Annotated in this window: 14 protein-coding genes; 9 read left to right on the forward strand and 5 right to left on the reverse strand. The window is 66.9% G+C overall.

Going from position 1 to position 11,841, the window contains the following annotated elements; genetic code table 11:
* Positions 1-208: 208 nt before the first annotated feature.
* A complete protein-coding gene (gene dnaA, locus BIU95_RS01045) occupies positions 209-1,663 on the reverse strand; it encodes a chromosomal replication initiator protein DnaA (RefSeq protein ID WP_017887816.1) in 1,455 nt (484 codons plus the stop codon).
* A gap of 514 nt (positions 1,664-2,177) precedes the next feature.
* Between dnaA and rpmH the strand changes: the two genes are divergently transcribed.
* From rpmH to BIU95_RS01090, 9 genes are all read left to right on the forward strand, one after another.
* On the forward strand, positions 2,178-2,315 hold the full coding sequence (gene rpmH, locus BIU95_RS01050) for a 50S ribosomal protein L34 (protein WP_022889115.1): 138 nt from the start codon (positions 2,178-2,180) through the stop codon (positions 2,313-2,315).
* 48 nt (positions 2,316-2,363) lie between these two features.
* The gene (gene rnpA, locus BIU95_RS01055) at positions 2,364-2,714 is read left to right on the forward strand and encodes a ribonuclease P protein component (protein ID WP_017887818.1); all 351 of its coding nucleotides are present in this window, start codon (positions 2,364-2,366) and stop codon (positions 2,712-2,714) included.
* Positions 2,711-3,091 carry a membrane protein insertion efficiency factor YidD gene (gene yidD, locus BIU95_RS01060; RefSeq protein ID WP_017887819.1) on the forward strand — a complete coding sequence of 127 codons (381 nt, stop codon included), beginning with the start codon at positions 2,711-2,713 and terminating at the stop codon, positions 3,089-3,091. Before rnpA ends, yidD begins: the two co-directional genes overlap by 4 nt.
* A gap of 8 nt (positions 3,092-3,099) precedes the next feature.
* Positions 3,100-4,068, forward strand: a complete 969-nt coding sequence (yidC, locus tag BIU95_RS01065; RefSeq protein WP_071249959.1) for a membrane protein insertase YidC — start codon at positions 3,100-3,102, stop codon at positions 4,066-4,068.
* Entirely contained in the window at positions 4,069-4,569 is a 501-nt protein-coding gene (locus tag BIU95_RS01070; RefSeq protein WP_071249961.1) for a R3H domain-containing nucleic acid-binding protein, read from the forward strand. It begins immediately after the preceding gene.
* Positions 4,566-5,225, forward strand: a complete 660-nt coding sequence (gene rsmG / locus BIU95_RS01075) for a 16S rRNA (guanine(527)-N(7))-methyltransferase RsmG (RefSeq protein WP_071249963.1) — start codon at positions 4,566-4,568, stop codon at positions 5,223-5,225. The genes BIU95_RS01070 and rsmG overlap by 4 nt, the downstream gene beginning before the upstream one ends.
* 81 nt (positions 5,226-5,306) lie before the next feature.
* Complete coding sequence (locus BIU95_RS01080) at positions 5,307-6,200, forward strand: ParA family protein (RefSeq protein ID WP_017887823.1); 894 nt, start codon at positions 5,307-5,309, stop codon at positions 6,198-6,200.
* The gene (locus BIU95_RS01085) at positions 6,200-7,168 is read left to right on the forward strand and encodes a ParB/RepB/Spo0J family partition protein (RefSeq protein ID WP_071249965.1); all 969 of its coding nucleotides are present in this window, start codon (positions 6,200-6,202) and stop codon (positions 7,166-7,168) included. The genes BIU95_RS01080 and BIU95_RS01085 overlap by 1 nt, the downstream gene beginning before the upstream one ends.
* Before the next feature lie 164 nt (positions 7,169-7,332).
* Positions 7,333-7,821, forward strand: coding sequence for an RES family NAD+ phosphorylase (locus BIU95_RS01090; protein ID WP_071249967.1), 489 nt, complete (start codon positions 7,333-7,335; stop codon positions 7,819-7,821).
* Positions 7,822-7,932: 111 nt separating this feature from the next.
* Here BIU95_RS01090 and BIU95_RS01095 read toward each other — a convergent pair whose 3' ends face one another.
* From BIU95_RS01095 to trxB, 4 genes are all read right to left on the reverse strand, one after another.
* The gene (locus BIU95_RS01095) at positions 7,933-8,895 is read right to left on the reverse strand and encodes a D-alanine--D-alanine ligase (protein WP_071249969.1); all 963 of its coding nucleotides are present in this window, start codon (positions 8,893-8,895) and stop codon (positions 7,933-7,935) included.
* A gap of 60 nt (positions 8,896-8,955) precedes the next feature.
* Positions 8,956-10,260, reverse strand: a complete 1,305-nt coding sequence (locus tag BIU95_RS01100; RefSeq protein ID WP_071249971.1) for a PLP-dependent aminotransferase family protein — start codon at positions 10,258-10,260, stop codon at positions 8,956-8,958.
* Positions 10,261-10,410: 150 nt separating this feature from the next.
* Positions 10,411-10,737 (reverse strand): thioredoxin, encoded by a 327-nt coding sequence (trxA, locus tag BIU95_RS01105; protein ID WP_017887828.1) that lies wholly within the window; start codon positions 10,735-10,737, stop codon positions 10,411-10,413.
* Between the two features lie 66 nt (positions 10,738-10,803).
* Positions 10,804-11,802, reverse strand: coding sequence for a thioredoxin-disulfide reductase (trxB, locus tag BIU95_RS01110; protein WP_017887829.1), 999 nt, complete (start codon positions 11,800-11,802; stop codon positions 10,804-10,806).
* Positions 11,803-11,841: the final 39 nt, after the last annotated feature.

The following is an 11,841-nucleotide window of genomic DNA, read 5'->3' on the forward strand; positions in this document are numbered from 1 at the left end:
GCTTGTGACTTGTGAGCGGTGTGTGAGCGTTAACGGGATGAATGAATCTCATCTATCCACTTCCATCCCCAGTCTCCACAGGCGACCCCCCACCTGTGTACAACCGGGCGGCGTGTCCTCCACAGTTATCCACAGGCTATCCACACTGTGAGAACTCCGGCCCATGGAACCGTCTCAGATGGTGGATGGGTCCGGGAACCCGCCGATCTCAGCGGTAGCGGCGGTCCTGTTTGATGCGGCTGGTGAGCTCGGTGACCTGGTTGTAGATCGACCGACGCTCCTTCATCAGCTCGGTGATCTTCTTGTTCGCGTACATGACCGTGGTGTGGTCGCGGTTGCCGAACAGCTGCCCGATCTTGGGCAGGGACAGGCTCGTCAGCTCACGGCACAGGTACATCGCGATCTGTCGTGCCGTGGCGATCGCCTGGGAGCGGGACGAGCCGTAGAGGTCGTCGACGGAGAGCTTGAAGTACTCCGCGGTGTGGTTGATGATGTCCGTCGGCGCGACGACGTTGTCCTCGTCGAGGGTGATCAGGTCCTTGAGCACCGTCTGCACCAGCGCCATGTCGACGGCCGTCCGGTTCAGGCTCGCGAACGCGGTGACCCGGATCAGGGTGCCCTCGAGCTCGCGGATGTTGCTCGACACCTTCGACGCCATGAACTCGAGGATGTCGTCGGGCACCTGCAGATGGTCGGACTGCGCCTTCTTGCGGAGGATCGCGATGCGCGTCTCGAGCTCGGGCGCCTGGACGTCGGTGATCAGACCCCACTCGAAGCGCGACCGCATCCGGTCCTCGAACCCGGTCAGGTGCTTCGGCGCCACGTCCGACGTGATGACGACCTGCTTGTTGTGGTCGTGCAGCGTGTTGAAGGTGTGGAAGAAGGCCTCCTGGGTGGAGTCCTTCCCCTGCAGGAACTGGATGTCGTCGATCAGCAGGATGTCGATGTCGCGGTAGCGCTGCTGGAACTGGTTCGACCGGTTGTTCGCGATCGAGTTGATGAAGTCGTTGGTGAACTCCTCGCTCGACACGTAGCGGACGCGGATCCCCGGGTAGAGGCTCTCGGCGTAGTGCCCGATGGCGTGGAGCAGGTGGGTCTTGCCCAGTCCGGAGTCCCCGTAGATGAAGAGCGGGTTGTAGGCCTTGGCCGGTGCCTCGGCGACGGCGACGGCTGCGGCGTGGGCGAACCGGTTCGACGAGCCGATGACGAAGTTGTCGAAGTTGTACTTCGGGTTGAGCCGCGACTCCGGGCGCCCGCTGGTGCCGGGAGAGTCGATCTGGCTCGGGACGAACGGCGCCTCGATGTACTGACGCGGCGCGGCACTCTGCTCGACGGCTTCCTGCACGGGTTCGGCGTACTCCGGCACGTTGGGGTCCACCCGCGGCTCCGACGCCATGTCCGGGTTGACCGTGATCGCGAAGTTCGCGACCGAGTCGTCGCCGATGCGTGCGACGGCCTCGGTGATCGGGATGCGGATTCGCTGCTCGAGCATGCCGCGGGTCAGGTCGTTCGGGACCTCGAGATACAGGGTGCCGGCGAGCACGCCCTTCGGCTCGACCAGGTTCAGGAACCCGTGGAGCTGCGGCGTGATGCGGGGGTCCTCGGCGAGGATTCGGAGTACGGATGACCAGAGGTCCTCGACGGGGTCGGCCGGCATCGTCATGTCGCGCTCGTCTCCAGGGGTCGTGTCGTGCGTTCGCTGCCGGACGAGAGTGCGTCCCGCGGGGTCGGACATGCCGTGGCGTCCTCGGCGACCGCACTCGGGACAGGGTCGTCTCCGGCGGATCGTCGGTGGCTCCGGAGAGTTCTCCGAAGCCTCGTTGCCACGGAGGTTCCCACAGGGTTGTCCACAGTGTTGTCCACGACCGCTCCGAGTCGTCCGACAGGAGTACTTCCCTGTCGTACCGGGCCTTCGAGGCGATCGATCACACCACTGTAAAGGACCGGACCGAGTCCCACCGAACGGAAGTTGTCCCCAATGTGGAGAATGGGCTCGAGCGACACCAGCCACGGGTGTGACGGCACCACCTGTCCGCCTGGGGTTTGACCTGCCCGCCGCTGTCACGTACCGTTAACCAGTTGACTGCGGCCCTTTGGTCGCGCCCATCTGCGTCGTCCGCACCCGGACGACTACACATACGTGACGGCTCGCCGCGAGCAGCCGTGTGGAGAACATCATGAGCAAGCGCACCTTCCAGCCGAACAACCGTCGCCGCGCCAAGAAGCACGGCTTCCGCCTCCGCATGCGGACGCGTGCCGGCCGCGCCATCCTGTCGGCGCGTCGCGCCAAGGGCCGCACCGAGCTCTCGGCCTGATCAGGCTCATCCGCCTGATCCGGTCCTCGGTCTGACCCCGGCGTCGCAGTGTTGGCCAGCGCCAACCGCATCGTGCGCGGGGACGACTACCGGAACGTCGTGCGTCGTGGTCGCAAGAGCGCCACGGCGCACGTCGTCGTGTCCGTGGTCCGCCAACCGGCCGACCGCGACGGACCGACACGCTTCGGCTTCATCGTCGCGAAGACGGTGGGCAACGCCGTGACCCGGAACCTGATCAGGCGGCGGCTCAAGGCGATCGCGCACGACCTGCTCGTCGAGTGCCCAGAAGGGTTCGACGTGGTGGTCCGTGTACTGCCAGCCGCATCGCAGGCCGGATGGCCTACCCTGCTCGAAGACGTCACGCGCTCCTTCGCGCGCGGGGTGGAGAAGGCAGCATGAACCGCACTCTGTGGACCCGGCTGGCCTGGGTCATCGCGTTGCTCCCACGCAACGCGTGCGTCGTCGTGCTCCGGGCCTACCGTGCGGTGATCTCCCCGCTGTACGGCAACGTCTGCCGCTACCACCCGTCGTGCTCCCGGTACGCCCTCGACGCGATCCAGCAGTACGGCGTCGTGCGCGGATCCGCCATGGGCGCCTGGCGCATCGCCCGCTGCAACCCCTGGGCTGCCGGCGGCATCGACGACGTCAAGGAACGTCGTCACCCGTTCGTCGTCAACCGGTTCGGGTTCGTCCTCGCGCCGATCCCGCAGCAGCCGCACCCCGCGGTCGGAACGGCCCGGCCGGTCCTGCTCCCCCAGCGCACTCGAAAGGCGTAGCCGTCCCCATGGACATCATCGGATTCGTCCTCTGGCCGCTCAAATGGGTGGTCTCGGCCATCCTCGTCGGCTTCCACTGGATCTTCGAGAGCATCGGGATGGACCCGAGCGCGGGCATCACGTGGGTGCTCTCGATCATCTTCCTGACGTTCGTCGTCCGCGCGGCGTTGATCCCGATCTTCGTCCGGCAGATCAAGTCGCAGCGTCGCATGCTCGAGGTCGCGCCGCAGCTGAAGAAGATCCAGGACAAGTACAAGGGCAAGAAGGACCAGTTCTCGCGCGAGGCCATGAGCCGCGAGACGATGGCGCTCTACAAGGAGACCGGGACCAACCCGCTCAGCTCCTGCCTGCCGCTGCTCCTGCAGATGCCGATCTTCTTCTCGCTGTACTCGGTGCTGCACGAAGCGCAGATCAACAAGACCGGCATCGGCCTGCTGACGAACGACCTCGCGGCCTCGTTCGGCAACGCGGCGCTGTTCGGCGCTCCGCTGCACGAGACGTTCACGAACGCCTCCGGCTGGGAGGTCCGCGCGATCGCCGGCTTCATGATCGTCGTCATGACCGCGTCGCAGTTCATCACGCAGCTGCAGCTCGTCGCCAAGAACATGTCGCCGGAGACCAAGGAGTCTCCGATGTACCGCCAGCAGAAGATGATGCTGTACATCCTCCCGCTGGTCTTCGTGATCTCGGGCCTCAGCTTCCCCCTCGGCGTCATGTTCTACTGGCTCGCCTCGAACCTCTGGACGATGGCGCAGCAGTACTTCGTCATCCGCAGCATGCCGACCCCGGGTTCCGAAGCTGCTCTGGCTCGTGAAGCCCGCCTCGCCAAGAAGGCCCAGCGTCGCGGGACGGCCACTCCGGTCCTCGCCGAGGCCGGCGCCGGCGTCGGCGCGACGGAGATCGAGCCCGTGCGCGTCACCACCCAGCGTCAGCAGCCGGTCGGCAAGCAGCGCCAGAAGAAGAACGGGAAGAAGTAAGTGACCGAGCAGGACACCGCGGCCGCCGTCGAGACGACGGACACCGAGACCGAAGACGTCCGCGACGAAGCGGACATCGCAGCGGACTACATCGAGGAACTCCTCGACATCTGTGATCTCGATGGTGACATCGAGATCGAGGAACGCGGCGGTCGCGTGTACTTGTCGGTCACCGACGACGGAGAGGCACTTCGTGTCCTCTCGAAGCCCGACACGGTGACCGCACTGCAGGAACTCACCCGCATCGCGGTGCAGGCGGAGACCGGCGAGTTCAGTCGGCTCATCCTCGACGTCGGCGGCTCGCGCGACGCCCGTGCCGAGGAACTCCAGCGTCTCGTCGACGCCGCGGTCGAGCGGATCGAAGCCGGTTCGTCGACGGCAGCACTCCCCCCGATGTCGTCGTACGAGCGCAAGCTCGTCCACGACCTGGTCGCTGAGAAAGGCTTCCACTCGGAGTCCGAGGGTGAGGGTCGGGACCGCCACACGGTCGTCACCCGATGACGGACGAGCCAGTGGCCCCCACGGCCGCACCGGTGCTGGAGACCGAGCCTGCTGCCGCCGTGACGCTGTTCGGCGACCAGATCGAGGTGGCGCGGTCGTTCACGGACGAGCTGGCGCGACGAGGTGAGGAGCTGGGCCTGATCGGCCCGCTCGAGCTCCCCCGGCTGTGGACTCGACATATCCTCAATTCTGCGTTGCTGGCACCCCTCCTGGAGGCGCGTGGCCGGGTTGCGGACGTCGGTTCCGGGGCAGGACTGCCAGGCCTTGTGCTCGCCATCGCCCGCCCCGACGTCGAGTTCGTGCTCATCGAGCCGATGGAGCGTCGGACGGATTGGCTCCGCGCTGAGGCCGACCGGCTCGGCCTGCAGAACGTGACGGTGCTCCGTGGCCGTGCAGAGGACGTCGCTGACGAAGTGGTGGTCGACCAGGTCACCGCTCGGGCCGTCAGCGCGCTCTCGAAGCTGATCCCCCTGACCGTGCCCTTGGTTCGGTCCGGTGGCCAGCTCATCCTGATGAAGGGTGCGCGTGTCGACGAAGAGATCGAGAAGGCCCGCAAGGTGATCCTCCGGAAGCGCCTCTCCGACGTCGAGGTGCTCGAGCTCGGAGACGGTGTGGTCGACGAGACCACTCGCGTCTTCCGGGCTACAGTTGACTGACGCTGCGGCTCGGGCCGGGTCATCCGGCCGCCAGTGGCTCCGCGTTCCACGTGAAACATCGAACCGGGGAAGAGGCACTCGTTGAGTTCATCGACCGACTACGACGCGTCGACACCGCTCGCTCGCGAGATCGCCGACCTCAACCGTCGCCGCCGCGCGATTGCGACGCAGCAGTTCCCGCTGCCTGCTGAGACGCGGATCATCACCGTCTCGAACCAGAAGGGTGGCGTCGGCAAGACGACATCGACGGTCAACCTCGCAGCGGGACTCGCCCACGGTGGCGCTCGAGTGCTCGTGATCGACCTCGACCCGCAGGGCAATGCGTCGACCGCACTCGGCGTCGATCACCAGGCCGAGGTCGCGAGCATCTACGACGTCATCGTCGATGAGGCACCGATGGCCGACACTGTCCAGGCCTCCCCCGAGTCGGACACGCTCTGGTGTGTGCCGGCAACGATCCACCTCGCCGGTGCAGAGATCGAGCTCGTCTCCCTCGTTGCACGTGAGCAACGCCTGCGGACCGCGCTCGACATGTACCTGCAATCGCTCGACGAGCCGTACCACTACGTCTTCATCGACTGCCCGCCGTCGCTCGGTCTGCTGACGATCAACGCGTTCGTCGCGGCACAAGAGGTCCTGATCCCGATCCAGTGCGAGTACTACGCGCTCGAAGGGCTGAGCCAGCTCCTGCGGAACATCGAGCTGATCGAGCGCCACCTCAATCCGAACCTCCGGGTGTCCACGATCCTCCTCACGATGTACGACAGCCGCACGAACTTGGCGAACCAGGTGGCGAACGACGTCCGGGAGCACTTCGGTGACCAGGTACTCAAGGCGATGATCCCCCGTTCCGTCCGAGTGAGCGAGGCACCCAGCTACGGGCAGAGCGTCGTCGCGTACGACGTGAACTCCACCGGGTCGCTGTCCTACCTGGAAGCGGCCGCCGAGATCGCAGCACGAGGAGCGAAGCACTGATGGCACCGAAGCGAACCGGGCTCGGCCGAGGCATCGGCGCCCTGATCCCCACAGCGACGGACCAGCAGGACCGTCCCGTGGATGTGTTCTTCCCGACCGGGGGCTCCCCCGCCTCCGCGCCGACGGCGGACGATCTCGTGGCAGTGCCGGGCGCCCGTCTGGCGAACCTCAACCCGCTCGACGTGATCCCCAACGCGCAGCAGCCGCGGAAGGAGTTCCGCGAAGAGGAGCTCCAGGAGCTTGTCCACTCCATCCGCGAGATCGGCGTCCTACAGCCCATCGTCGTGCGTCCCATCGCCGGCGCGACGGGGACGGAGCCGCAGTACGAGCTCATCATGGGTGAGCGTCGTCTGCGAGCCACCAAGGAACTCGGGCTGAGCACGATCCCTGCGATCGTGAAGGACACCCCTGACGACGCGATGCTCCGGGATGCACTGCTCGAGAACCTCCACCGGGCACAGCTCAACCCCCTCGAAGAAGCGTCTGCCTACCAGCAGCTCCTCGCGGACTTCGGCATCACGCAGGAGCAGCTCGGTCAGCGCATCGGTCGGTCTCGACCGCAGATCACCAACACCATCCGGCTCCTGCGCCTCCCCTCCCCCGTCCAGCGCCGAGTGGCCGCAGGTGTCCTCTCTGCCGGGCACGCTCGTGCGATCCTCGCTGCGCCGGACGCAGAGGCGATGGAGTACCTGGCAGAGAAGATCGTCAACGAAGACCTCTCGGTCCGGGTGGCTGAGGCGATCGCGCAGCAACTCGCCGCGAAGACCCCGCAGACGAAGCCGAAGCCCGAGCCGTCGAAGCGTCAGGCGCACTTCGACGACCTCGCAGAGCGGCTCGGTGACCGGTTGAACACCCGGGTGAAGATCGCGGTCGGCGCCCGGAAGAGCTCGGTCACCATCGACTTCGCGAACGGCGACGATCTCAACCGGATCCTCGCCGAGCTCGGCGTGCGGGACCTCGAGAGCTGAAGCAGGCCTCACGCGGCGCTGTGGGGCGCTGTGAGCCTCTGGGACGCCGGAGCCGGGGTCCACGGACGCGCTACTCCTGCCGCGCGCTCTGGCGGCAACGCAGCGCTCCGGACGATGCTGCGCCTTCGGTGGACGCGATCGGCCTCAGCTGAGATGGTGGCGTCGTGACCACCAGCGGCTCGCCTTTCACGCCGGCGATCCGGGGGACGTTCTTCCGGGCCGTAGATCCGAGGTTCCGAGAGTTCGCGATCGCGGGATCGCGCTCCGTGGGCCGGTATTCCAGGGCCGATGAGCCGACGTTGTACCTCAGTGCGTCGGTCGGAGGAGTCGAAGCTGCGATGGTCGCGCACAGGGACGTCCGTGCGGAGACGTTGGAGATCGTCGCGATCGATGTCGACGCTGCACGAATCGTCGACCTGTGTGATCCAGGCACGCTCGATTCGATCGGCATCGACCTGCAGGACACTGTTGCTCCATGGCAGGACATCGCCGCCGCCGGTGGTACGCCCGGCTCGTGGCAGGTGCGCGACCGCTTGCTCGAGATCGGCGCCGACGGACTCATCGATCCGTCTCGGAAGAGCCCCGGCCTGTGGCACTTGGTGCTGTTCCGGTGGAACGAGGACGACGCGCCAACCGTTGTGATCCGTCGATGAGATCGGCCGGATGAGCAGTGCGACGTTCCACGTGGAACATCGAAGTCCGTCAACCACGCCGGCGTGGTCCCGAGCGCGCGGTGTTCCACGTGGAACATCGCGCGGCACTGATCAGGCGCGGTGGTCCCGGATGGCCTGCTCGGCGAGCTCGGCGTAGGTCCAACCGAGGTCGAAGCCCGACGCTGAGAGCGCTTGCGGCAGCAAAGACGTCTCCGTGAGCCCGGGGAGCACGTTGGCCTCGAGGAACCACGGTGTTCCGGCGCCGTCGATGATCAGGTCAACGCGCGACAGGTGACGGAGTCCCAAGGCCGTGTGCGCGGCGACTGCTGCTTCTGCCGCTGCCGCCGCGAACTCGTCTGACAGCCGCGCCGGCGTGTAGAAGGTCGTCTCCCCCGCGTTGTAGCGAGCCTCGAAGCCGTAGATACCGTTGCGGGGCACGATCTCGACGGCGGAGAGGGCGACCGGGCCGTCGCCGGTGTCGATGATCCCCACGGCCACCTCGGTGCCGCGGATGAGCTGCTCGACCACGACGTCGTCGCAGTACGTGTAGGCAGTGACCATGGCGCGTGGCAGGTCGTTGACGTCGTCGACGAGGGTCACGCCCTGGGCGCTCCCGCCACGTGCGGGCTTCACGGCGAGTGGCACCGGGTGCTCGGTGGCGATCGACTCGAGGACGCCGACAGCGCCGAGCTCACGGAAGACGTCGTGGGACAGCGTCACCGAACGAGGGGTCCGGACGCCGGCGCGGGCGACCAGTGCGGACGCCGTGGGCTTGTCCCATGCCAGCCGAGCCGAGGTCGAACGCGAGCCGACGAACGGGATGTCCACGGCCTCCAGGATGCCCCGCAGGGCCCCGTCTTCACCGGAGGCTCCGTGCAGTGCCGGCCACACGACGTCCGGGCGGGACTCCGCGAGGGCGGGCAACAGGAGCGCGTCGGCGTCGCGGAGATCGACATGCCAGCCGTAGCCGGTCAGTGAGTCGGCGACCCGGCGACCGGATCGCAGGGAGACGTCCCGCTCGTGCGAGATGCCTCCGGCGACGACGACGACGTGACGACGGGTGAGCTCGGCCATGCGGGGTCCTCCGGTGTGGAACTGCGGTGCTGTGCGATCAGCGTCGCGCAAAAGTGCTGATCAGGAGATGTTCGGCGGCGGTGCACTGACGGACGATGTCGCTCGCACCACCGTGTTGGGGCGCGTGGTCGGCCCGAAGGTCTCGATGAGTTCGAGCTCGTCGTTGACGACGTTCGCCAACCGCTTGACGCCGACGCGGATCTGCTCCGGCGTCGGGTAGCAGAACGACAGGCGGATGTGTCCACCGCCACGTCCGTCGGCGTAGAACGCCGTCCCCGGCGTGTAAGCGACGAGCTCCTTGACAGCACGCGGCAGCATGCCCTTGGAGTCGAGCGACTCCGGCAGCGTCAGCCAGACGAAGAAACCACCGTTCGGCTTGGTCCAGGACAGGTCGGGCAGGAACTCCCCCAACGCGGACAGCATGGCGTCACGTCGCTCGGCGTAGATGCCCCGGAAGGTGTCGACCTGACCCTTCCAGTCCGCGGCGTCGAGGTAGGCGTTCACGACGTACTGGCCGAAGGAGTTCGGCGCGAGGACGGCCGACTCGTTGGCGAGCACGAGCTTCTCGCGGATCGCGTGCGGCGCGAGTGCCCAGCCGACGCGGAACCCGGGCGCGAGCGTCTTGGAGAAGGAGCCGAGGTACACGACGCCCTCTTCGTCGATCGAGCGGATGGCCTGGGGTGCCGGCTCGTCGAACCAGAGGAGTCCGTAGGGGTTGTCCTCGAGCACGAGGATGTTGTTCGACCGGCAGATGTCGAGCACCTCGATGCGTCGCTCTCGGCTCATCGTGACGCCGGCCGGGTTGTGGAAGTTCGGGATCGTGTAGAGGAACTTGATCCGCTTGCCCTGGGTGCGGAGGTTCGCGATCGCCTCACGCAGCGCCTCGGGGACCAACCCGAGCTCGTCGGTCGTCACGTGCACCGTCTCGGCCTGGTACGACCGGAAGACACCGATCGCACCGACGTAGGACGGCGACTCGGCGAGCACGACGTCGCCGGGATCGATGAACAGCCGCGTGACGAGGTCGAGCGCGTGCTGTGAGCCCGTGGTGACCACGACGTCCTCGGCGCTGGCACGGATGCCCTCGAGGCTCATGACGTCCACGATGTGCTCGCGGAGGGAACGCAGGCCCTGTCCCCCGCCGTACTGGAGCGCCATGGCGGCGTGCTCGTTCATGACACGGTCCAGAGAGCCCGTGACGAGCTCCCTGGGGAGCGCGGAGACGAACGGCATGCCGCCGGCCAGCGAGACGACTTCGGGGCGCGAGGCGACGGCGAACAGGGCTCGGACCTCGGAGGCGCTCAGCCCGGCGGTGCGCTGGGCGTAGGAGTCGTACCAGGGGTCGAGGCTGTTGCCGTTCGTCATCGAGTGCTCCGTTCAGTGGGACATTCCCGCCACACTACGACATCGGCCCGGGGAACCCGGGTTCCGCGACGGGGCCGATCGGCATCCGGTGGCTCCGGACGAGAACGGCCCCGCTCTCCGGGGAGAGCGGGGCCGTTCGTGCGGGGCGACCTACGCGAGGAACTCGGCGAGGTCGGCCTCGAGCGCGGGCTTCGGCTTGGCGCCGATGACGGTCTTGACGACCTCGCCACCCTTGAAGACCTTCATCGCCGGGATCGACGTGATCTGGTAGTTCATGGCCGACTGGGGGTTGTCGTCCACGTTGAGCTTCACGATCTCGATCTTGCCGGCGTGCTCTTCGGCGATCTGGTCGAGGATCGGCGAGACGGCGCGACACGGGCCACACCACTCGGCCCAGAAGTCGACGAGGATCGTCTTGTCGGACTTGAGGACCTCGTCCGAGAAGGTGGCGTCGGTGACAGCCTTGGCGTTGGACATGTGTGCTCCTTCGAGAAGTCGTTCAGGGGGTACAACGGCGATGCCGTCGTGGTATTCCGAGACTGCTCAGGCCCGGGAGGCGATGACATCGACCATGGCGGGTTCGGTCGGACCGACACCCTCGGCCTCGTTCGTCAGTTCGTCGTCGAGCTCGGCGAGGTACTTCTCGGCGTCGAGCGCGGCGACCGTACCCGAACCGGCGGCCGTGATGGCCTGGCGGTAGGTCGGGTCGATGACGTCACCGGCGGCGAAGACACCCGGCAGGTTGGTCTTCGACGAGCGGCCCTGGACAGCGATCGTGCCCTCGGGCGCGATGTCGATCTGGCCGTGGATCAGGTGCGTGCGCGGGTCGTTGCCGATCGCGATGAACAGGCCGTCCAGTGCGAGCTCGGACTCCTCACCCGTCACGGTGTCCGTGAGGGTGACGCCCTCGACCGCGGAGTCACCCGTGATGCCGGTGACCGCCTTGTTCCACGCGAACTCGATCTTCGGGTCGTTCATCGCGCGGTCCTGCATGATCTTCGACGCACGCAGCGAGTCCTTGCGGTGGATGACCGTCACCTTGTCGGCGAAGCGGGTGAGGAACGTCGCCTCTTCCATCGCGGAGTCGCCACCGCCGACGACAGCGATGTTCTTCTGGCGGAAGAAGAAGCCGTCGCAGGTCGCGCACCACGAGACACCGTGGCCGGACAGGCGCTCTTCGTCGGGGAGACCGAGGTGGCGGTACGCCGAGCCGGTGGCGTAGATGACCGCGAGGGCCTCGTACGTCTCGCCCGAGCCGACGGTGACCTTCTTGACCTTGCCGGTCAGGTCGACGGAGACGGCGTCGTCGTACAGGACCTCGGCACCGAACTTCTCGGCCTGCTCCTGCATCTTGATCATGAGGTCGGGGCCCTGGATCCCCTCGGGGAAGCCGGGGAAGTTCTCGACCTCGGTCGTCTTGGTGAGTTCACCGCCCGTCTCGACACTGGAGGCGACGATGAGCGGCTTGAGCTCTGCGCGCGCTGCGTAGATGCCGGCGGTGAACCCGGCCGGACCGGAACCGATGATGATGAGCTGGCGCATGCCTGATTGCCCTTCCGTTGCGTCTGACCGGGTCAACCC

This window comes from Curtobacterium sp. MCBA15_007 (genome assembly GCF_001864905.1).
Classification (GTDB): domain Bacteria; phylum Actinomycetota; class Actinomycetes; order Actinomycetales; family Microbacteriaceae; genus Curtobacterium; species Curtobacterium poinsettiae.